Origin of the sequence: Shewanella litoralis, from assembly GCF_009828585.1 — a bacterium.
Lineage (GTDB): Bacteria > Pseudomonadota > Gammaproteobacteria > Enterobacterales > Shewanellaceae > Shewanella > Shewanella litoralis.
The window spans coordinates 63971-85638 of record NZ_WSRZ01000003.1; the positions used below are offsets into that span (position 1 = coordinate 63971).

The following is a 21668-nucleotide window of genomic DNA, read 5'->3' on the forward strand; positions in this document are numbered from 1 at the left end:
TAGAGTTTCTGGTATAGATAGCGGCCGTAAAAATAAGACACAGCGGCCGTAAATTTAAGACGCCCTTAAAACGCAAAAGATTACAGGAGATGCGTTATGCCTGAAGGCACTAAAAAACTTGGCGTACTCGCTATTGCTGGTGTAAATCCTTACCAGGAGTCAGCTGGTGAAGAGTACATGAACAGCAAGCAACGAGGTCACTTTAAACGGATCCTCGAAGCATGGCGTAACCAATTGCGTGAAGAAGTCGACCGTACGTTAACTCACATGCAAGATGAAGCTGCTAACTTTCCTGATCCTGTAGACCGTGCAGCACAAGAAGAAGAATTCAGCTTAGAATTACGTGCTCGTGATAGAGAACGTAAACTGATCAAGAAGATTGAAAAGACATTACAGAAAATTGAAGAAGATGATTTCGGTTTCTGTGATTCTTGTGGTGTTGAAATCGGCATCCGTCGTCTTGAAGCTCGCCCTACAGCCGATCAATGTATCGATTGTAAGACGCTAGCAGAAATTAAAGAAAAACAAATGGCAGGTTAACCTGTTATTCAGTAGGGCGAGATTATCTCGCCCTTTTGTTTTCTTAAATCTAAAAAATAAACAACACAGTCACGTACCATATTTTAGGTGTCGTCTGTGTAAACTTAGCGACTAAAAAATTCACCGCTATGAGCACTACTCAATATATTGGCCGTTTTGCGCCATCCCCTTCTGGCCCTCTGCATTTTGGTTCGCTTATTGCTGCGCTTGGCAGTTACCTTCGCGCTCACCACCAACAAGGCCAATGGCTCGTTCGCATTGAAGATATTGATCCCCCACGTGAAGTAGCCGGTGCCAGCGATGATATACTGCGCACACTTGATGCCTATGGCTTACATTGGCATGGCACAGCGTTATATCAACACCAACGTTATGACGCTTACCAACAACAAATCGATCAATTAATTAAGCTTGATCAAGCCTACTTTTGCCAATGCACTCGCAAAATAATTCAGGCAAGTGGTGGGCTTTACGACGGCCGTTGCGGTCAATGCCAACCGCGGCTCACTCAAGGTGCAATTAGGGTCCGCAACCAGGCTAAAATCGATAGGTTTACTGACATAGTGCAAGGTAAAGTCACTGTCGATAGTCACTTTGCCGCTGAAGACTTTATCATTAAACGCAGTGATGGCTTGTACGCTTATCAGCTTGCAGTGGTGTTAGATGACGCTTACCAGGGCATTACAGAGGTCGTTCGAGGCTGTGATTTACTCGAAGCGAGTTGCCGGCAAATCAGTTTATTTTCATTATTGGGCTTAGCTGCTCCGCAATGGTTACATTTGCCATTAGCCTGTGCTGAAAAGGGCTTTAAATTATCAAAGCAAAATCATGCACCTGCCATTGACACTACACACCCTCAAGCCAGCATTAATGCTGCATTAGCGTTTTTAGGCCAAACACCTGTTGATATTGATTCAGTCGAGGTCATGCTCCAACAAGCTGTTACACAATTTAATGTGGCAAGGATCCCTAAACAAAAAGAAATCGTATTAGCACACAAACCTGGCGACATAAGTGGTAAATGCAATTAAGGTGAGCATTAACGGCTTTTAGCGGCTTTACGTATATACTCATTGCATCACATTTAAGGTATTATACCCGCCAGATTTTTAATCAATTTATTCTAGTATTACGAGGTGTATTATTTTTCGCCGTATCAGCCAATTCTGTAAACAGCTATTTGAAGACAACAAAGTAGCTCCAGTCCTTGAAGAGCCCATTCAAGAAGATGGCTTACGTCTGGATATCATCTCCAGAGATGGTCACTCAATCTCACGTCGCCAAATTAGTGAAAATGCACTAAAAGTGCTTTATCGCCTTAACAAATCAGGCTACAAAGCCTATTTAGTCGGTGGCGGTGTGCGCGATATTTTACTGGGTTTACAGCCAAAAGATTTTGACGTTGTGACCAATGCCACCCCAGAAGACATTAAAAAGTTATTCCGCAATTGTCGTCTAGTAGGACGTAGATTCAGACTGGCTCACATTGTATTCGGTCGCGATGTTATCGAAGTAGCTACATTTCGTGGTCACCATGGTGAAACTGACGACAAAATATCTAAGTCAAACGCTGAAGGTCGCTTACTGCGTGACAACGTTTATGGCGAAATTGACGAAGACGCTGAGCGCCGCGATTTCACCATCAACGCACTTTATTACGATATCAGCGACTATTCTATTCGCAGTTATGGCGGCGGCATTAGCGATCTAAATAATCGCACAATCAAGCTCATTGGCGATCCTGAAACGCGTTACCGTGAAGATCCTGTTCGTATGCTGCGTGCGGTTCGTTTTGCCACTAAGTTAGACATGCAAATCGATGCCACTACAGCCGCGCCAATAAAAGCATTAGCGCCATTATTAAGCGACATTCCTGCCGCGCGCATGTATGAAGAAGTGTTAAAACTCTTTTTTGCTGGTAAAGCTGAAGCCAATTACCACATGATGCAAAGTTTTGGTTTATTTGCGCCGTTATTTCCACAAGTTAGCGCATTAATTAGCGAATCGCCAAAAGGCCATGCTGCTAAAATGTTGCAAGCTGTGATGAGTAGCACCGACTTACGCGTTAGCCAGGACAAACCGGTTACCCCAGCCTTTTTCTACGCGGCAATATTATGGTATCCGCTAAAACAACGTGCTGATGATATTGCTATCGAAAGTGGCTTAACCCATTACGACGCTCACGTTGCTGCGATGGGTGATGTGATGGAACAACAATGTCGTACCATCAGTCTTCCACGTCGATTTAGCACCCCAGCAAAAGATATTTGGCAACTGCAGCTTCGTTTAGAACGTAGCCAAGGGACTCGCGCATTTAAAATGTTAGAGAACCCTAAGTTTAGAGCCGGTTACGATTTACTGCTACTTCGTGGTGAAGTTGAATCAGGTAATATTGCCAAAATTGCTGATTGGTGGAAAAGCTTTGTTGAAGCCGATGAAACTGAACGTGGCGAAATAGCCAAAAGTGGCAGTAAAGGTGGTAGCAGTCGTAACCGCAATGCGCCACAGCGCAAGCGTCGCCGTAAGCCTGCGGCTAAAGCTACCCCGACAGCTGAGTAATGACAGTGGCGATTCAGGTGTATGTCGCTCTGGGGGCGAACTTAGCGGATCCGACACAGCAACTCGACGATGCGGTTAAGGCACTTTGTGCACTAGCCATTGACGATTCGTTATGCGTTTCGAGTTATTATGCGTCAAAGCCAATGGGAGAAGTGGTACAACCCGACTACGTTAATGCCGTAGCAGGCTTTATCACAACATTACCTCCTATTGAACTACTCGATGCTTTGCAAGCCATCGAGCAACAGCAGGGCCGAGTAAGACTGCAGCATTGGGGCCCACGCACCCTAGATTTAGACTTACTCCTTTACGGCCAACAGCAAATATCATTGCCACGACTCACAGTGCCACATTACGGCATGAAACAACGCAGCTTTGTATTAATACCGCTAGCAGACATTGCACCAACCCTCACACTACCCTGTAATACCAGCCTTGAAAGCCTGATTAGTGTGACAATGCGCGATGAATTGCAAAAGCTTATCGAGTAAAGTTGATCTTAATCGGCAGCACATTAAGCTCAGCTTTGAGTATTTTAATTTTTTAAGAGACTACTATGTCAAAAGTCACCAGTTCGACCCTAATCAAGTTTAAAAAAGAAGGCAAAAAATTCACCGCATTAACCGCTTATGACGCCAGTTTTGCCGGCGCATTTGACAGCGAAGGTGTTGATGTATTGCTTGTGGGCGACTCACTGGGCATGGTACTGCAAGGGCATGATGACACGTTACCGGTCACCATTGCAGATATCGCTTATCATACCGCTTGTGTTAAGCGCGGTATTTCTCGTGCGTTATTAATCGCCGATATGCCATTTATGAGCTACAGCACACCAGAACAAACCATGACTAACGCCGCAATACTCATGCAAGCTGGTGCCAGCATGGTTAAAGTAGAAGGTGGACATTGGCTACTTGAAAGCGTGAAAATGTTGACAGAACGTGGCATCCCAGTGTGTGCTCACTTAGGGTTAACGCCGCAGTCAGTCAATGTATTTGGTGGTTTTAAAGTCCAAGGTCGCGATGCAGAAAATGCCCAACGTATTCTTGACGAAGCCAAAGCGCTGCAAGCCGCGGGGGCACAATTGCTCGTGCTTGAATGCATTCCGCCACAATTAGCTAAAGCCATAACTGAAGCCCTAAGCATTCCAGTGATAGGTATTGGCGCAGGTGCTGATACTGACGGACAAATCCTTGTGATGCACGATGTGCTAGGTATTTCGAGCGGCTATATTCCACGCTTTTCTAAAAACTACCTTAAGCAAACTGGCGAAATTCGCTCAGCCATTAGAGCCTACATCGACGAAGTGGCTAAAGGCACTTTCCCTGCTGAAGAACACACATTTAACTAGCCACAAACTCACCTGCTTGTGCGGCCATAAAAACAATGCCGCACAAGCGCGTTTATTTTAGTAAGGTTCGACAATAACATGATTACCACCGCTGCCATTTCAACCATTCGCGAACATGTCAAAGCCTGGCGCGCCAAAGGCGAAACCGTGGCTTTTGTGCCTACCATGGGTAACTTACATCAAGGCCATATCACCCTTGTTAAAGAAGCCAAAACCCGTGCAGATCACGTGGTGGTATCTATTTTTGTTAACCCAATGCAATTTGGCCCTAAAGAAGATTTAGACGGTTATCCACGTACGCTCGAACAAGACAGCGAAAAACTGGTTGGCGCCGGTGCTGAGCTATTATTTACTCCCACGCCAGAGCTTATTTACCCTAAAGGCTTAGCTGAGCAAACCTTTATCGAAGTCCCCCATATTGGCGATGAATTATGTGGCGCGAGCCGCCCTGGTCATTTTCGTGGCGTGGCAACCATTGTCGCTAAACTGTTTAATATTGTGCAGCCAGACATGGCATTGTTTGGACGTAAAGATTTTCAACAATTAATGATTATCAAAACCATGGTGGAAGACTTATCTATGCCAATCGAAGTGATTGGTATTGATACCATTCGCGAAGCATCAGGCCTGGCAATGAGTTCACGTAATGGCTATTTAACCGCAGATGAAAAACACAACGCGGCGGCGCTAAAGCGCGCAATAGACAGTGTGATTGATGCTGTGCAGCACAACAAATCCCCACAAGATGCCATCGAGCAAGCTGTACAACAAATAACAGCTGCAGGCTTTACACCTGATTACTTTGAACTGAGAAATGCCAATACGTTACGCCAAGCAACCGCAGACGATAACCAGCTTGTTGTGATTGTTGCCGCTTACTTAGGCAAAGCCCGTTTGATTGATAACGTGTCATTTTCCCGTCACCCTCAATAACAGTCATGTGAATAATCCTTTGTTTGTTTGCTAAGTTAATAAAATAAAAAACAAAGATTGTTCTTTTAAGTAAAAATTGATTGTCAAAAAACTGGTTTTATCGATAAACTTGACCCATATTTAATCAGTGCAACAATCTGCCTAAATAGGGCAAGACTGGCTTCATTGAGTAAATATGGTGCAACTGTAGTGAATATCCGGTAGCGAGAATGGCGAATGTCTTACTTGAGTACGGTAAAACTATGATAATCTGCTCAATCAAATACATTGTTATCACAACCTTAACAACACCTTGTCATGGTTGTGACTACACGAGCAGTTAACTGCACTCAAAATGCAATTAAGTGATGCGATATGCAGCTAGACACGGTGGTCAGTGGCATCAATTCAGTCATGTAAAATAAGCAGATTGAATTAAATCACGTAAATGTCGTTGTTTAAAGAGTGTAAAAATGAGCTGTGTTACAGCATTACACTGTGCAACTAAATCAAAATAGTATAGCAAAAGGACGTGTGGCCGCATGGCAAAAAGACTGTTATTCATGTTGTTTGCATTGAGCACTTTTGGGGCTCAGGCGAATACTATTTACAAATGCATGAAAGACGAAAAAGTCGTGTTCAGCCAAACTGTTTGCCCACAAGAATTTCGCCAACATAAAATTGAATATCAACTCGGTATTACCACCGAGGTTGATTCAGACAAGCGTGAATTAAAAGAAGATCCGCTTAAAGCGTTATTAAACAAACAAACCATTTCCAAAGAAAAACTTTTGCAGTTGTTAGACGGAGAAATCTATCGTCTTAAACAAGAAAACAGCTATTTTGAAATTCTTCGCGCCAGCGAGATTCAAAAGCTAGACCGTAAACGATATTGGCAAACCAAGCCAAAAGATGACCCTAGCTATGGCTTAGAGTTACAAGAAATTACCGACCGATTTAATGACTTAACTAAAAATAACAATAATGTTATCAGGGTGTTGAATCAGCATAAAATGAAAATTTCAGCTGAAACTCCCCCTGATGAATACATGAGTAATTAAACTTAGCGCCCAAAGCCCCATTAATCTGGCTTAAACACCCCAATCATACTGCCGCTGGCTTTTTTCGGCACTTCTATATCGGTTTGTAATGCACGGTAATCACAATCTGTGCATTCTACGGTTTCGATTCCATTTTCTTTAAACAACAAAATACTGTCTTGCGCACCACATTTAGGGCATTTAGCCCCAGCAACAAAGCGTTTTTTGATTTTAGTCATGATTATCTCTTAATGAATACCTTTTACATATATACGCCTAGTTTGCCTTATTCACCCACATGAGTCCCGTGATTGTGGGAAATAAATTGCAGATGCGATATCATCTACGTCATTATTCTATTGTTAAGCAATCAAGTTGTAATTAATGATCAACATTAGCCAAGCTCAATTAGTTCGCGGCAGTAAAACCCTCCTCGATGAAACCTCACTCACTATCTACCCTGGCCATAAAGTCGGACTCGTAGGTGCTAACGGTACCGGTAAATCATCATTGCTTGCACTAATATTGGGCCACTTACATCTTGATAAAGGCGACTTTAGCTTGCCTGCAGGTTGGCAAATTGCCACCGTAGCCCAGGAAACGCCTGCACTTGATGTATCGGCACTGGAATACGTGCTTGATGGCGATGTTGAATTTCGCCAACTCGAAACCCAGCTCAATCAGGCTCAGCATGACAATGACGGCAATGCCATCGCCCTTATTCACGGTAAAATTGATGCAATTGGTGGTTATGCTATTCGCGCACGTGCAGGTGCATTGCTTGCCGGTTTAGGCTTTGGCGAAGCAGAGCAAAGTAACCCCGTTAAAAGTTTTTCTGGTGGCTGGCGTATGCGCCTTAACTTAGCCCAGGCGCTATTATGCCGTTCAGATTTATTACTGCTCGATGAGCCAACCAACCACTTAGATTTAGACACCATGTACTGGCTAGAAGGTTGGATTAAATCGTATCAAGGCACATTAATTCTTATCAGTCACGACCGCGACTTTATTGATGGCATTGTTGATGAGATTGTTCATGTTGAAAATCATAAATTAAATTTCTACAAAGGTAATTACAGCGCCTTTGAACGCGTACGTGCTGAACGTATGGCGCAACAACAGGTTGCCTTTGAACGCCAACAAAAAGAACGATCGCACATGCAATCGTTTGTTGACCGTTTCCGTTACAAAGCCAGTAAAGCAAAACAAGCACAAAGCCGTTTAAAAGCGCTTGAGCGTATGGCAGAGTTATTACCATCACAGGTTGATAATCCTTTTCAAATGGCATTTAGAGAGCCAGAAGCCCTGCCTAATCCACTTGTTGCAATGGAAGATGTGTCGATTGGTTATGGCGACAAAACTATCCTTAAAAAAGTACAGCTTAATCTGGTGCCTGGTGCTCGTATCGGTTTATTAGGCCGTAATGGCGCGGGTAAATCGACCTTAATTAAGTTGTTATCAGGGCAACTCCACGCTAAAACCGGCAAGTACGAGCCTAACCCTGGGCTCAATATTGGTTACTTTGCCCAGCACCAAATCGAGTTTTTAAGCCTAGACGACTCACCGCTACAGCACTTAGTACGCTTAGCTCCGGCCAGTACGCGCGAGCAAGAATTACGTAATTTTTTAGGGGGTTTTGGCTTTAATGGCGACATGGCTTTAGCCCCAGTAAGACCCTTTTCTGGTGGTGAGAAAGCACGTTTAGTATTGGCATTATTGGTGTGGCAACGCCCTAACCTGCTGTTACTCGATGAACCCACCAACCACTTAGACTTAGAAATGCGTCATGCGTTAACCATGGCATTACAAAGCTTTGAAGGGGCTATGGTTATTGTATCGCATGACCGTCATTTATTGCGTCTAAGTTGCAGTGACTACTACCTGGTTGATCAAGGCGTGGTGAAGTCTTTTGAAGGTGATTTAGACGATTATCATCAATGGTTACTCGATGCAGCAAAAGCCGCTCAAGCCAGCAATAAAAGTGAATCTCAAGCTGCTAATGGCGATCAAATCGATAAAAAACAGCAAAAGCGCATTGAAGCAGAACTGAGACAAAAAACCTCACCGCTTAAAAAGCAGCAAGCTAAGTTGGAAACACAGCAACAAAAGATTTCACAACGATTAGCTGAATTAGAGACAGAACTGGCAGATGGCAGCTTATACGAAGCCGAAAACAAAGCCAAAATGACTCAAGTGCTTAACGAGCGCACCAGCTTAACCCAGGAAATGGACGAAAGTGAAATGAACTGGCTAGAGCTACAAGAGCAAATTGAAGAGATTGAACAAGCGGTTCAACAATAACTTTTTATGCTGTGGCGTTTATCCATAAACGCCTTAGGACATCTCATGCAAGCTACACTCAAGCGCCCTGTATTTACTCATACATTGTGGCATCAATGCGAACTCGTTTACAGCCAAAACCCAAACGCCTATATCCAACTGCAAGATAGCTATCACGTTAATGTTAATGTATTACTTTTAGCACAATATCTTGATCAGCAAGCCTTTTTACTGTCTGCCGAACAATGGCAAAGCATGTTGAGTGTTATTGAGAAATGGGAAGATTCGGTATTAGTGCCTTACCGTCAATTACGCCGAATTGCCAAAAGACATTTAGCAGAAGATGAATACCAAAAAATGCTTGATGTTGAATTGATAATGGAGCGAAAGTCACAACAGTTTTTATTGCAGAAACTTCACTCAATAGATGAGCAACCAACATCGAATAGCACAAACACTGACAGCCCAAGTGTGAGCAGTAATGTCAATGCGTATCTGAGCATTTATGGATTAGATGACAGCGCCATCTAATCCATCAAAAATGAGGCTATTTCGCTGTCAGCTTTTGCGCTAATGCTGTCGCATTACGGGCTACAATGCCATAGATAGTCAATTGTGGGTTAGCCCCTAGGCTGGTTGGAAACACAGAGCCATCCATCACTGATAAGTTTTCAAAATAGTGTGAATTACCATAACTGTCGACCATTGCCTGGGTTTTATCTTCGCCCATAGGGCAGCCGCCCATCACATGCGCTGAAGCTACAATGGTCTTAATTAAACCCAAATCTAATTGATTTATGCTTTGTTTAGCATCATTCCAGGACTCAAAAAAGCTTAGACCATCGTGCATCGGCAATACCTTTTTAGCTCCTGCGGCAAACTGCAATTCCGCCATCGATAAAAATGCCCGACGCGCTGCACTCCAAAAACCATCAGTTAAGGGGTAATCAAGGGCAAAGCTATTATCGGTTAACCGCACTTGTCCGCCTGGGCTTTGTTCATTAAAACCGTCACGGATTAATGCAATGGTGACCTGCATTTGATTAAAATTAGCCATTAGCTGTGCGTGACTAACGCCATAACCTATGGTTTTAGATGCAATAAGCACAGGGTGCACCGGCGCGACCTCTAACTTATAACCTAATTCACCTGCAGCACCGTCTTGCCAGACAAACTCATCGGAATATATCGATTGCGGCGCGCCACTGTGGCCATTAATTTGTTCCGCAAACATACCGCCAGATAATAACGACGGATGCAAAAAGGTTTTACCAAGTTGTTTGTGAGGATCGGGCGTATTTGAGCGCATTAAAATAGTTGGCGTGTGAATAGCGCCTGCGCTTAAAATATAATGCTTGGCACTGAATGTAATTGTTAATGCAGTAGGTTTAAACCCTTCTGTCATGGCTTGTGCGGTTAAGCCTACGACCTTATCGCCTTTATGTTCAAGCTTGACGACTTTGGCCCGTGAGATTAATGTCGCACCATGCTCAAGTGCGCTTGGTATAGTGGTTACCAGCATCGATTGCTTAGCATTAACCGGGCAACCCATTCCGCAATAACCGGTGTTCCAACAGCCTTTAACATTGCGTTTTATGACCGTGTATTCCCAACCCAATTTTTCACAGCCATCACGTAATGCGCCGTTGTTACGGTTTGCCTCGTATTGCCATTGCTCGATATTGAGACGCTGCTCCATTTTTTCAAACCAGGGCTGTAACTCCGTCGCCGACAAGCCTTTAACAGATTTAGATTGTTGCCAAAAATCCAATGTCGGTTCAGGCGTGCGTATCGAGGTGGTCCAGTTAACCGTTGTTGAACCGCCAACCGTGCGGCCTTGAAAAATACCAATGCCTTTATCTGCGGTTTTTAATGCTGCGGCTTGTTGGTATAAATTAGGGTAAGCATGGCGCTCTTCCATATCAAAGTGAGTCGATGACTTTAACGCCCCACCTTCAATCATAATGACTTTAAGCCCAGCTTGAGACAATATTTCAGCCGCAGTACCGCCACCAGCACCCGTACCAACAATAACAACATCCGCCTCAAAATGACGGTCTTTTTCTAACGTACTAGCATCAATATGGTGCCAACCTGAACTTAACCCAGTGATAATAGGATCAATAATAGCCACGAGAATACTCCTTTAAACACAGGGTGATTAGTTTGCATTACTAACTAAGAAAGTGGGCTTGGCATAACGCAAGTTACCCCAATGTTCAGGGCAAGCATAATAACTGGCCATAATAAGCTCACGCAGTCCTGAATAGGCTGTTTTTAACATATCGAGAAAGTTGTAACGCCAAAACTCTAGCATATCGATCAATTGTTGCGGTTCACGCCCCAATAACGGCGTCATACTGCCACTGAGCAACAACAAACCAAAACGGCCTTCAAGTAAATCTAATAGCTCCATCAATTCATCTTGCTGGGCTTGAGGTAAATGGGTAATCGACTGTGAAATAGCATCTAAGGTTCGATTAATCGCCATCTCTCTGTGATTGGCCACTTCAGGTAAACTACCATCAAGAAAAATAGGAATAAACACACTAAACAACACTCGATGATGGATATCATCTGCCGCTGTTGAAGATGTTGGCACATACAGATTAACACCTAATGCCAGTGCAGCCGTTCCTGCAAAAGCACCAGTGAGAAAGGTACGTCGCTTCATTTACTTCCCCTTTGAGTTATTGTTGTCGGTAATTTTTATATGCTAAAGTGGCATGAGTAACATTTAAACACACGTTTAAATATTCACAAACAATTGCAGAACGATTCCCTTTATGAAAAAGATGTTTTCTCCTCCCTGGTGGGCTGCAAGTCCGCACGTGCAAACGATTTTACCGTTTATTTTCAAAGTGGCCAAACCAGCAACATTTAGACAAAGACAAGAGTTACCTGACGGTGATTTTATTGATTTAGATTGGCTAGGCCAAGCTCAAAATGGTGAACCCATTTTAGTGATTATTCACGGGCTTGAAGGGAATACCGAATCGCATTATGCACGCAGAATGCTGTTAGAGGCTAAAAAAGCCAAAATCGCAGCGGTAGTGCACCATCACAGAGGCTGTTCTGGTGAGCCAAATCGTTTAGCCCGCAGTTATCATAGCGGTGATGTTAATGATTTAGCCTATACCTTGTTGCAGTTAAAACAGTACTACCCTGAGTCGCCACTCTTTGCTGTAGGTTACAGTTTAGGCGGCAATGTGCTGGCAAAATATCAGGGAAGTAAGCAACAAGATAGCCTATTAGAAAGGGCTGTCGTGGTGTCGGCGCCGTTAACATTAGCCGCGTGTGCAAAACGTTTAGAAAGTGGTTTTTCTACCGTGTACCAACGCTTTTTAATTAAACGTTTACGGCGAAAAATGCTCAATAAAATCAATACCCCCGATCTCACGGCGCAAATGCCCATCAATAAAAAACAACTTAAAATGCTCAACACATTTTATTTATTTGATGATCAAGTCACCGCGCCTTTACACGGGTTTGCAGGGGTGAACGATTACTATCAAAAATCGAGTGGGATGAACTATTTAAAACACATTACTAAGCCAACGCTAGTGATCCATGCTCAAGACGACCCTTTTATGACTGACGATGTGATCCCTAGCAAAGATCAGTTATCGCCAATGGTAGAATATGAGCTACATCAATTTGGTGGCCATGTTGGCTTTGTGGATGGCGGATGGCCGTGGAAACCCAAATTCTATCTAGAAGATCGTATTATCCAGTTTTTACTTGCTGACGATCATAAAGCGTCGGTAACGCATACTGCTACTGCGACAAATAAGGAATAACCATGCTTGTCCCCTATGAAGCGTTATTATCATTGCCTCAGGAAACACTGCAAGCAATGATTAAAGAGTATTTATTGTCGCAACTCGAAGATGGCAGTTTTAGTGATGTTGACGAGCAACAACTGGCTCACGCAACTGAGCGCTGTAAGCATGCACTTAAAAAGGGCGAACTGGTTGTTGAATACAGTGAAGATGATGAATCGATTGCGATCCGTCAGCGTGAACATATTTCAGCAAGAGTTAATAATTAACCTGCATGCTTAAGCAATAATTCTATATAAATATTAATATCATGACCTGTGATTAATTGACCCACAGGTGATGATTACCGTATAACTAGTGACTCGATTTTTTTGGTGAATCACAAACGTAGGCAAATAACATGTCAGCAAAACATCCTATTATTGCTGTAACCGGTTCATCTGGTGCTGGCACTACCACCACCACAACGGCCTTTACTCACATATTTAGGCAACTGGGTATTAATGCCGCATTTGTGGAAGGCGATAGCTTTCATCATTTCACGCGCGCAGAAATGGAAGTATTAATCCGTAAGTCGCAAGCTGAAAATCGTAATATTAGCTATTTTGGTCCTGAAGCCAACAACTTTAAAAAACTCGAAGAGTGCTTCATTAGCTATGGTGAAACGGGCAATGGTCAAACCCGCAGTTATTTACATACCTTTGACGAAGCGGTGCCCTTCAACCAAATGCCAGGTACTTTCACTCAGTGGCGCGATCTCCCAGAAAATACTGATATGCTCTATTACGAGGGATTACATGGCGGCGTAGTGACTGATGATGCCGACGTAGCAAAACATGTCGACCTTTTGATTGGCATGGTGCCGATTGTTAACTTGGAATGGATTCAAAAGATCATTAGAGACACCACTGAACGTGGTCACAGCCGTGAAAAAGTCATGGGCTCTATCGTGCGCAGTATGGATGATTACATTAATCACATGACGCCGCAGTTCTCACGCACCCACATTAACTTTCAACGCGTGCCTACCGTAGATACCTCAAACCCATTTAGCGCTAAAGATATTCCTAGTCTTGACGAAAGCTTCGTGGTGATCCGCTTTCGCGGCATTAATAACGTCGACTTCCCTTATTACCTGAACATGATCCAGGGATCGTTCATGTCTCGAGTTAATACGCTAGTGGTACCGGGTGGTAAAATGTCCTTAGCCATGGAGCTTATCTTAACGCCCCTGATTAAAGACTTAATAGATAAACGAATAGAGTTGCAAAACATCAATGATATCAAGCCTGATTAAGCTTAATTTAAGTCAATAGCACTAAAATTGTTTTATCGTGATTTCAAGCGAAATAACGGCAGTTGATGTGCTTGGGCGCTAATTCCCCCTTTTTTCTGTTAGCGTGTTAAGCACATCAGCGATTACTAGCACTATCCTTATTTACCATAACCACAAGTTGTTGCAATTACATTAATGGAATAATTTCACGATATGCTTGGTTATTTTGGTATTGCATTAGACGCAACTTAAACTCATCACTATGAGCAAGTTCAGGGTTTTGTTTCAACGCCTCAATGGCTTTCTTTTGAGCATCAACAGCAGAAGTAAAATCACCAATTTCAGCATAACCGGCAGCTAAATTGTCTAGCACTGTTGGGTCGTTTTGATTTTGCTCTAATAATTTCAGTGACATCGATATTGCACGCGAACCATCACGGTACTCAGCTTCTGGACAGGTTGCTAAAATCCACGCCACATTGCCTAGCGATACGGTATCGCCAGCCGTATTAAACTGTCCCATGGCTTTACCGCAGTTACGTACCACACCATCGCCACCAGCAGAATAGATAAAACCTAAACGAAAATTAGCCCACTTATCGCCTTGTTCGGCCATCACTAAATACCATTTCTCGGCTAAGGCTAAATCACGGGGAAATAATTTACCTTCAAAGGCTAAATCAGCCACCGTTTGCTGAGCTTTAATGTGATTTTGTGCTGCCGCTTGTGTCACCCAGGTTAATCCAACGGATGTATCTTGACTCACAAAACGCCCCGATAAATACATCAAGCCTAAAAGAAATTGCGCGTCTGCATCGCCTTGCTTGGCTTTTATTTGAATATGCACCAGTTTACTGGCGGCTTGAGACTCAACCGTTGGCGGAACATAAAATGCGTTAGAGGGTAAACTTGATACGCTAAACGCCACTAAGCATACAGCCGTTGCTATTTGACTCAATTTTTTCACGCACACCTCTACAACAATTTGTGGTATTAATAACAGTAGCTAACTCGCCTACCCAACTCAATAGACATCCCGTGAAGCCAATAATTCAATATACTTTACGGTGAAAAAATACGATAGAGTATGGTGTATAAAATAAAAAGCTGACGTTGATCACAAACAAAAGAAATTTAATCAACTATTTAACAAGTTAATATACACTACTGACACTTCTAAATACGATCTCTATCAAAGTTTTTACGATTGTAATAGCGTAGAATGCTTAATTAGACATTACTTACTTTCATTTTTAATCAATCGAGGAATATCGTATGGCTCTGATTGGTAAGCCAAAACCTGACCCAACATTAGAATGGTTTCTTTCACATTGTCACATTCATAAGTACCCAGCAAAGAGCACATTGATCCACGCTGGTGAAGATTCTGACACGTTATATTACATCGTAAAAGGTTCTGTTGCTGTATTGATCAAAGATGAAGAAGGTAAAGAAATGATCCTTTCTTATCTTAATCAAGGTGACTTCATCGGTGAACTTGGTTTGTTTGAAGAACAAGCAGAACGTACCGCTTGGGTTCGTGCTAAACAAGCATGTGAAATTGCCGAAATTTCTTACAAGAAATTTAAGCAATTGATTCAAGTTAACCCAGAAATCTTAATGAAGCTTTCGGCGCAAATGGCCTATCGCTTACAAAGCACAAGTCAAAAAGTGGGTGATTTAGCCTTCTTAGACGTGGCTGGTCGCATTGCACAAACATTGTTGCACCTTGCAAAACAACCCGATGCTATGACTCATCCTGACGGCATGCAGATTAAAATTACCCGTCAAGAAATTGGTCAAATTGTGGGTTGCTCACGTGAAACTGTAGGCCGTATTTTAAAAATGCTCGAAGAGCAAAATTTAATCCAGGCGCACGGTAAAACAATAGTGGTTTACGGTACTCGCTAACCCTATGCTTTAGACGCTAGTTAAGCGTCAATCATGTCTACTTCAGCTTGATTTAAGCCAATATTATTAAAGTGGTGTTCATACTCTGAACGCCACTTTTTTTTATTTGGGAGCGAACATGAATAGCTTGTTCATCGCCACAATCAGCTTAATGGCCCTGTCCATTAATCAGCAAGATATTCCTGTTACCGAATTCCCGCTTGATCATGATAAAGTCCAAAAATTAGTGACTTCTGGTAATATACGTCCATTAGATGATTATTTAACTTGGGTATCGCAGTATTGTGATGGCCAATTAGTCGATGCTCAGCTGTACCAATATCAAGATAAGTGGCGTTATGATTTACAATTCAAACTCGCCCAAGGACATGTTATTAATCTGCAGTTAGATGCAGTTAATGGTATGCAAGACCCATTGCCACAATTACCGAGCGAATGTACTAAACATGAAACTGTTACTCGTTGAAGATAATCCATTACTTGTTGCTGAGCTTGAAAAACAACTAAAGCAGGCAGGTTACATTACTGACGTTACCGATAAAGCGGTTGAAGCCGATTATCTAATGAAAGAAACCGAATACGATTGCGTTATTTTAGACATCGGCTTACCCGACGGTAACGGTTTATCGCTGGTCACTCAATGGCGCGAACGTGGCGTAAGCACGCCGGTTATCATGCTCACAGCACGCAGCCAATGGCATGAAAAAGTAGAAGGGTTTAATGCTGGAGCAGATGATTACTTAGGCAAACCGTTTCATGCACAAGAACTATTAGCTCGTATACAGGCATTAATTCATCGAGCTCACGGCCGTGCAAATTCATCTTCAAAGCAACTATGCTATGGCGGGGTTAATTTAGATGAAAATGAACAAAAAGTAACAGTGGGCGAGCAAGAATATGAACTGACATCGATGGAGTTTAGACTATTAAAGATCTTTTTAATGTCGCCTAAAAAACTGCTGTCAAAGTCTCAGCTTACCGACAAGCTTTATCAATTTGACGACGAAAAAGAAAGCAATGTCGTCGAAGTTTACGTCACCCATTTACGTAAAAAACTGGGTAAAACCACCATCGAAACCCGCCGCGGACAAGGTTATATCTTTCACGGTTTAGTGGAATGATGTCGATTCGCTTTAAGCTCAGTCTATGGCTGAGTGGCCTGATTATCATCGCAACCTTGATAGGTTTATTCCTGTTCGAATCAATGTTGCGTGATGCCTTTCATGACTCCATAATTAATCGTTTAGAAGAAGATTTAGAACACATCATTATTGCCACACGCCTGCAAGACGGCGAATTAGTGATCGACCAAAATCAATTATCCAGTTTTTACCGCCCCGCCTATTCTGGTCGTTACTTCCAGCTAAACCTGCCTAACTACACCATTCGCTCACGATCTTTGTGGGATGCTGAACTACACATTGTTAATTTAGAGGCTCAGCAAAAGCGCGTTTGGCAAGCAAAGGGACCTAAAAATAACGATATGCAATTATTATCAATTGGTATCGGCGCGCCAGATAGTAACAACACAGCAACCCTGACTGTGGCGCAGGATCTCAGTATTGGACGTCGTGTATTTAGTGAGATTTTTGGCACCAAACTGGCCATTAATATAGGCATGTTATTGGCGATGATTGCGGGTATTTTTATTATATTGCGCCAATCGTTTAAACCTGTAAATCAAATTCAAGGAGCCCTAGCCAAACTGCGCGAAGGAGAGATTGCCTCACTTGAAATTGCCCAAATTCCAGCAGAAATTCGCCCATTAGCTGAAACCTACAACCAATTATTAGATTACACCGCCAAGCAAATAGAGCGCAGTCGTAATAACCTAGGCAATTTAAGCCATGGTTTAAAAACTCCTCTGGCAGTGATGCAACAACAAGTTGAAGCCTTAGGGTTATCTCACCCAGAAGCAGCCCAGGGCATGCAGCAGCAATTAGACTTAGTACACAAGATGATTGAACGTAAGCTAGCAGCGGCCCGCATTACTGGCGATATGTTACCTGCAGCGCAATTGGCTGTACCCAAAGATTTTGACAGTTTAATTAATACTCTGCATAAAGTGCACCGCCAACGTGATATTCACTGTGTGGTGGTTAATCCAGATAACATTACCAGGATCCCTATTCACCGTGAAGATGGTATGGAGCTATTTGGAAACTTGCTCGACAATGCTTTTAAATGGACCAATACCCAGGTTAATGTGCGTATTAAGCAAATGAAAAATGGTGATATATCGTTACAAATTGAAGATGACGGCAGTGGCGTGGAGCAAGATAAAATCGCATCATTAACAACAAGGGGCACTCGCTTAGATGAAGCGACGATGGGCCATGGCCTAGGGCTATCTATTGTTAAAGAGATTTGCGAACAATATGGTTTTAACTTGCAATTTAACCGAAGTGAGACATTAAACGGGCTGAGTGTCACCATCGTAATGGCTCAATAACCTTGGACCAATCGTGATGAAGCAATCGATATAAACCCATGTTATGAATCCATAAAAAAAGACCTGCTTGAGCAATCAAGCAGGTCTTTTTTTTGACGCTACTGACACTACATCATTGCGTTAGTACTTTCGAAAATTTTATCGGCTGATGCCGCAACGAAACCGGTATACAGCTTGCCGTTGTCCATTGGGTAACGACGAGCAAACTCGTAGAAACAACTTGGAATTTCAGCATCGCCATCGGTAAAGTTAACCACAACTTTATCGGCCATAGTCGATGACTGCTCTAACAACACCTCTGGTGTACCTTTAATTTCGCCACCTGACCCATTAAGTACAAAACCAGCATCTTTAAGTGCCTGGTTAACATCTTCAATGCGTTCAAACTGCGGTAAATCGTTAATCGATACCGTAAAGTGATTAGCACGGTAACCTAAAGCGGCAACCCAAGCAGCATATTCACTCTCAGCCAACAACGCTTTGTAAGTTGCTTTATCAAGGCTCCAGTGGCGCCCAGAATAAATAAAGTTATCTGCGGTTGTGGCGGCAACATCAACTTGCTCAATTAAACCATGGATAGTTTTTTGCAGTTCAGGGCTAAACTCTTCTACTAGCAACTCAGAGATAAACACCTTAGGTTGAGTTGGATCTGGGTGCTCAAAATGTTTAGCTACTAGCTTTTTCTGCTCGAACTTATAATCGCCGCTATCAACATAACCAATTGAAGTAAAATGCTCAGCTAACACGCTGAGATTAACTTTGGCGATATTAAACGTGCGCAGTGCAATATGATCATTAATGATCGCTGCGCCGTGGCCAAGCAATTGGTGAATTTTGGCCGCTGAAGGTGTCATCTTAATATAGTCTTGCCATAACGCGGCAAACAAAGCATTAACGTCAGTATGCATGGTTAAATCCTTATAATAAGGCTGGTGATATCATGTCAATATCACCAGCACCAATCATGCGATGGACTTATCAACTTAAATTGATAAACCAGGGCTTAAAGTGGCAGGTAGGCTTACAGAGTCAGCTTCCATTGAAGCAACAGGATACGCACAGTAATCAGCAGCATAAAATGCACTGGCACGGTGATTACCCGACGCCCCAACACCACCAAACGGTGCAGCGCCTGAAGCGCCAGTAATTTGTTTATTCCAGTTAACAATACCAGCACGAATACGTGCTAAGAAATAATCATAATCTTCACGGCTGTCAGCTAATAAACCAGCAGATAAACCATAACGCGTTGCGTTGGCTAAATGGATTGCTTGGTCAAAATTACTGTAGCGTACAAGTTGCAGTAATGGACCAAAATATTCTTCATCTGGCAATTCTGTAATTGGCGTTACGTCAATCAAACCAGGTGTCACAATCCCTTTGCCGGCTTCAACTTGTGTCAATTCAATTAACGATACACCGCCAAGCGATTGCAATGTGGCTTGCGCAGCAACCATGCCTCGGGCGGCCGTTTCAGAGATCATCGACCCCATAAATGGCTGCGGCTGGGCATTCCAAGCGCCCACTTTGATTTGCTTAATCGCAGTGACAAGTTCAGCAATTAGCGCATCACCCTGCGCACCTTCTTCTATGTATAAACGACGGGCACAGGTACAACGCTGACCAGACGAAATATAAGCAGATTGAATAATGTCATGTACTGCAGCTTTGGTGTCGGTAACGCCTTTAACGATAAGCGGGTTATTGCCGCCCATTTCTAAAGCTAAAATCTTACCAGGGTGACCAGCATATTGCTGATGTAAAATGTGTCCAGTGCGCGAGCTACCGGTAAAGAATAAGCCATCAATTTGCGGGTGCGAAGCCAGTGCTTTACCGGTTTCGACTTCACCTTGAACAAGGTTAACAACACCTTGAGGCAAGCCTGCTTTATCCCAGCATTTCAGCATTAACTCAGCGACTTTAGGTGTTAGTTCAGACGGCTTAAACACCACGGTGTTACCGGCAAGCAATGCTGGAACAATGTGGCCATTAGGCAAATGCCCTGGGAAGTTATAAGGGCCAAATACTGCTACGACACCATGCGGTTTATGACGTAATACAGCACGCCCTGCGGGTAAGTCGTTTGTTTCTGTTCCTGTACGTTTGTCATGCGCTTTAGCAGACAAACCAATTTTACCGATCATCGCGCCCACTTCTGTGGCCGTTTCCCATTGCGGCTTACCGGTTTCTTGAGCAATTGTTTCAGCGATTTCGTCTTTATTTGCTTCTAGTTGTGCACGATACGCTTCTACAATGGCCAAACGAGCTTCATAGCCCAACATAAACCAATCAAACTGGGCTGCACGGGCAGCATCAACCGCAGCATTAACTTGGCTTGGTGTGGCGGTTTTACCTTGCCAAATCACTTCACCGTTTGCTGGGTTGCTTGAGTTAACATCATGACCTTCGCCAGCTAACCACTGACCTTGAATATATTGTGTCATTTCTTACTCCTACATTGCTAAAACACGAATTTGTTCGCCATCGCAAACCAGTAAACCGGCTGCTATTTCTGGGCTAAGAACAACATCGTCGTGTTCATCAGAGACCAACAGTTTGGCAGCTGATGCACGATAATCAGCCAGCAAAGTGTTGGAAATAATAAAATGATGATCTGCGTGTGGCATTTTGCCAATCGACACCGTGAGTAAGCGGCTTTTTTTAACCGAGCGGATTTCGCTCAGAGCACACTCAACTGTTGGACCACCGTCAAAAATATCGACGTAATTACGGAATTTAAAGCCTTCGGCTTGTAATAAACGCAGTGCTGGCTTGGTATTTTTGTGGACTTCGCCAATCACTTTTTGTGCCTTTTTAGGCAACATGCAAACATACACAGGATTGCGGGGCATCATTTCGGCCATAAACGCTTTTTTGCCTAAACCAGATAAATAGTCTGCTTCGACAAAATCAATGCCTAAAAAATGATGCTGTAGCCATTCGTAAAACGGCGAGTCACCATGGTCATCACTCACGCCGCGCATTTCTGCTATAACGGTTTCGCCAAAACGTTGTGGATGCTGAGCCAATAGTAGAAAACGAGAACGCGACAACATGCGACCATTGTTGCCTTTACGATAAGCCTCTTTTAAAAACAGAGTGCAGACTTCTGCAGCGCCAGTATAGTCATGGCATAACGTGAGGGTTTCAACTTCATTGCGCACAGAAATTTGCGAAGAATGATAAACCTCAGTGCCTAAACGATAATGATAGAAGGCATCTTGCATGCCTACTGCAGCTTCAACACCGCAAGTACCAACAACTTCATTGGTTTTGGTGTCTTCCAGCACCATTAAGTAGCCTTCGTCAAAAGGCTTATCAATTTGCTTAGTAAAAGATGCTTCTGCCCTAGCGATCTTTGAACGCAGTAACTCTTCGTTAACTGGTAAAGATGTGAAACCGTGGCCTGATTCAACTGCGATACTATAAAGTGCATCGTAATCACTAGCACGGATAGGACGTATGATTAACATCTTAATCTCCTCATTGCGCCACTAGTCTGTAGCGCTGGCAGTTTACCTACCAACGCTACAAACCATTATGGCGAACCCAAACAACTTAAGCG

23 protein-coding genes are annotated in these 21668 nt (G+C 43.2%); 16 read left to right on the forward strand and 7 right to left on the reverse strand.

Going from position 1 to position 21668, the window contains the following annotated elements; all coding sequences use genetic code 11:
* The first annotated feature begins 96 nt into the window (after positions 1–96).
* The 7 genes from dksA to GQA99_RS04200 all read left to right on the forward strand — a co-directional run bounded on the left by dksA (position 97) and on the right by GQA99_RS04200 (position 6423).
* Positions 97–540: an RNA polymerase-binding protein DksA gene (gene dksA, locus GQA99_RS04170; RefSeq protein WP_160052600.1), complete on the forward strand. Its 444-nt coding sequence runs from the start codon at positions 97–99 to the stop codon at positions 538–540.
* A 128-nt stretch (positions 541–668) separates the two neighbouring features.
* Positions 669–1571 carry a tRNA glutamyl-Q(34) synthetase GluQRS gene (gene gluQRS / locus GQA99_RS04175; RefSeq protein WP_160052601.1) on the forward strand — a complete coding sequence of 301 codons (903 nt, stop codon included), beginning with the start codon at positions 669–671 and terminating at the stop codon, positions 1569–1571.
* Between the two features lie 217 nt (positions 1572–1788).
* Positions 1789–3099 (forward strand): polynucleotide adenylyltransferase PcnB, encoded by a 1311-nt coding sequence (locus tag GQA99_RS04180; RefSeq protein WP_229785832.1) that lies wholly within the window; start codon positions 1789–1791, stop codon positions 3097–3099.
* Complete coding sequence (folK, locus tag GQA99_RS04185) at positions 3099–3590, forward strand: 2-amino-4-hydroxy-6-hydroxymethyldihydropteridine diphosphokinase (RefSeq protein ID WP_160052602.1); 492 nt, start codon at positions 3099–3101, stop codon at positions 3588–3590. The genes GQA99_RS04180 and folK overlap by 1 nt, the downstream gene beginning before the upstream one ends.
* Positions 3591–3655: 65 nt before the next feature.
* On the forward strand, positions 3656–4450 hold the full coding sequence (gene panB / locus GQA99_RS04190) for a 3-methyl-2-oxobutanoate hydroxymethyltransferase (protein ID WP_160052603.1): 795 nt from the start codon (positions 3656–3658) through the stop codon (positions 4448–4450).
* Positions 4451–4528: 78 nt separating this feature from the next.
* Positions 4529–5383, forward strand: coding sequence for a pantoate--beta-alanine ligase (gene panC / locus GQA99_RS04195; RefSeq protein WP_160052604.1), 855 nt, complete (start codon positions 4529–4531; stop codon positions 5381–5383).
* Positions 5384–5904: 521 nt separating this feature from the next.
* Positions 5905–6423, forward strand: a complete 519-nt coding sequence (locus GQA99_RS04200; RefSeq protein WP_160052605.1) for a DUF4124 domain-containing protein — start codon at positions 5905–5907, stop codon at positions 6421–6423.
* Positions 6424–6443: 20 nt separating this feature from the next.
* On the opposite strand, the gene GQA99_RS04205 is transcribed toward GQA99_RS04200, so the two are convergent.
* Complete coding sequence (locus GQA99_RS04205; protein ID WP_188920256.1) at positions 6444–6641, reverse strand: YheV family putative zinc ribbon protein; 198 nt, start codon at positions 6639–6641, stop codon at positions 6444–6446.
* Between the two features lie 145 nt (positions 6642–6786).
* Here GQA99_RS04205 and GQA99_RS04210 point away from each other — a divergent pair, with 145 nt between their 5' ends.
* Both GQA99_RS04210 and GQA99_RS04215 read left to right on the forward strand, forming a co-directional pair.
* Entirely contained in the window at positions 6787–8703 is a 1917-nt protein-coding gene (locus GQA99_RS04210; protein ID WP_160052606.1) for an ABC transporter ATP-binding protein, read from the forward strand.
* 45 nt (positions 8704–8748) lie between these two features.
* Positions 8749–9213 (forward strand): TIGR02444 family protein, encoded by a 465-nt coding sequence (locus GQA99_RS04215; protein WP_160052607.1) that lies wholly within the window; start codon positions 8749–8751, stop codon positions 9211–9213.
* A 16-nt stretch (positions 9214–9229) separates the two neighbouring features.
* Here the strand turns inward: GQA99_RS04215 and GQA99_RS04220 are convergent, their stop codons facing one another.
* Together GQA99_RS04220 and GQA99_RS04225 are read right to left on the reverse strand one after the other, a co-directional pair.
* Positions 9230–10816, reverse strand: a complete 1587-nt coding sequence (locus tag GQA99_RS04220; RefSeq protein WP_160052608.1) for a GMC family oxidoreductase — start codon at positions 10814–10816, stop codon at positions 9230–9232.
* Positions 10817–10843: 27 nt separating this feature from the next.
* On the reverse strand, positions 10844–11356 hold the full coding sequence (locus GQA99_RS04225) for a TAT leader-containing periplasmic protein (protein WP_160052609.1): 513 nt from the start codon (positions 11354–11356) through the stop codon (positions 10844–10846).
* A gap of 112 nt (positions 11357–11468) precedes the next feature.
* Here GQA99_RS04225 and GQA99_RS04230 point away from each other — a divergent pair, with 112 nt between their 5' ends.
* The 3 genes from GQA99_RS04230 (at position 11469) to GQA99_RS04240 (ending at position 13761) form a co-directional block, all read left to right on the forward strand.
* The gene (locus GQA99_RS04230; protein WP_160052610.1) at positions 11469–12482 is read left to right on the forward strand and encodes a hydrolase; all 1014 of its coding nucleotides are present in this window, start codon (positions 11469–11471) and stop codon (positions 12480–12482) included.
* A 2-nt stretch (positions 12483–12484) separates the two neighbouring features.
* Positions 12485–12733 (forward strand): YheU family protein, encoded by a 249-nt coding sequence (locus tag GQA99_RS04235; RefSeq protein WP_160052611.1) that lies wholly within the window; start codon positions 12485–12487, stop codon positions 12731–12733.
* A gap of 131 nt (positions 12734–12864) precedes the next feature.
* A complete protein-coding gene (locus tag GQA99_RS04240) occupies positions 12865–13761 on the forward strand; it encodes a phosphoribulokinase (RefSeq protein WP_160052612.1) in 897 nt (298 codons plus the stop codon).
* 166 nt (positions 13762–13927) lie between these two features.
* Here the strand turns inward: GQA99_RS04240 and GQA99_RS04245 are convergent, their stop codons facing one another.
* Positions 13928–14707, reverse strand: coding sequence for a tetratricopeptide repeat protein (locus GQA99_RS04245; RefSeq protein WP_160052613.1), 780 nt, complete (start codon positions 14705–14707; stop codon positions 13928–13930).
* A gap of 308 nt (positions 14708–15015) precedes the next feature.
* On the opposite strand from GQA99_RS04245, the gene crp reads away from it, so the two are divergent.
* From crp to GQA99_RS04265, 4 genes are all read left to right on the forward strand, one after another.
* A complete protein-coding gene (gene crp / locus GQA99_RS04250; RefSeq protein WP_130598440.1) occupies positions 15016–15651 on the forward strand; it encodes a cAMP-activated global transcriptional regulator CRP in 636 nt (211 codons plus the stop codon).
* Positions 15652–15769: 118 nt separating this feature from the next.
* Complete coding sequence (locus GQA99_RS04255; protein ID WP_160052614.1) at positions 15770–16117, forward strand: PepSY domain-containing protein; 348 nt, start codon at positions 15770–15772, stop codon at positions 16115–16117.
* Positions 16098–16772 carry a response regulator transcription factor gene (locus GQA99_RS04260; RefSeq protein ID WP_160052615.1) on the forward strand — a complete coding sequence of 225 codons (675 nt, stop codon included), beginning with the start codon at positions 16098–16100 and terminating at the stop codon, positions 16770–16772. The genes GQA99_RS04255 and GQA99_RS04260 overlap by 20 nt, the downstream gene beginning before the upstream one ends.
* Positions 16769–18103 (forward strand): sensor histidine kinase, encoded by a 1335-nt coding sequence (locus GQA99_RS04265; RefSeq protein WP_160052616.1) that lies wholly within the window; start codon positions 16769–16771, stop codon positions 18101–18103. Before GQA99_RS04260 ends, GQA99_RS04265 begins: the two co-directional genes overlap by 4 nt.
* A 107-nt stretch (positions 18104–18210) precedes the next feature.
* Here GQA99_RS04265 and GQA99_RS04270 read toward each other — a convergent pair whose 3' ends face one another.
* From GQA99_RS04270 to astA, 3 genes are all read right to left on the reverse strand, one after another.
* Positions 18211–19011 carry a DUF1338 domain-containing protein gene (locus tag GQA99_RS04270; protein ID WP_160052617.1) on the reverse strand — a complete coding sequence of 267 codons (801 nt, stop codon included), beginning with the start codon at positions 19009–19011 and terminating at the stop codon, positions 18211–18213.
* A 75-nt stretch (positions 19012–19086) separates the two neighbouring features.
* Positions 19087–20547 (reverse strand): succinylglutamate-semialdehyde dehydrogenase, encoded by a 1461-nt coding sequence (gene astD / locus GQA99_RS04275; RefSeq protein ID WP_160052618.1) that lies wholly within the window; start codon positions 20545–20547, stop codon positions 19087–19089.
* A gap of 9 nt (positions 20548–20556) precedes the next feature.
* Complete coding sequence (astA, locus tag GQA99_RS04280; RefSeq protein ID WP_160052619.1) at positions 20557–21576, reverse strand: arginine N-succinyltransferase; 1020 nt, start codon at positions 21574–21576, stop codon at positions 20557–20559.
* Positions 21577–21668: the final 92 nt, after the last annotated feature.